Below are 284 nucleotides of genomic sequence, written 5' to 3'. Positions count from 1 at the left end.
GTGGCCATCGAACACGCCTGCGACATGGTGGCCGCCTGCGCCACCTGCCACGTGCTCGTGCGCCAAGGTGGCGAGAGCCTGGCCGAACCCGACGAGGAAGAAGAAGACCAGCTCGACAAGGCCTGGGGCGTGGAGCCCTGCTCCCGCCTGGCCTGTGCGGTGCGCATGGGTGCAGCCGACCTGACCATCGAGTTGCCTCGTCACACGCGCAATCACGCTCGTGAAAGGGCGTGAAAGGGCGAGAAGGCCGTTCGCAGGCGTGGCGCGCGCGCTGTGCCGAAAGC

The 284-nt window shown here is 68.3% G+C and carries 1 protein-coding gene; it reads left to right on the top strand.

Features of this window, described 5'->3' with window-relative positions; translation table 11 throughout:
- Positions 1-234: 2Fe-2S iron-sulfur cluster-binding protein (locus B2W70_RS00645; protein ID WP_286742005.1), on the top strand; the 234-nt coding region annotated here is incomplete at its 5' end.
- Between the last annotated feature and the right edge of the window lie 50 nt (positions 235-284).

The sequence above is a fragment of the Aquabacterium sp. UBA2148 genome (assembly GCF_002328915.1).
GTDB lineage: Bacteria > Pseudomonadota > Gammaproteobacteria > Burkholderiales > Burkholderiaceae_C > Aquabacterium > Aquabacterium parvum.
This window is presented reverse-complemented; position numbering and strand designations above follow the sequence as displayed.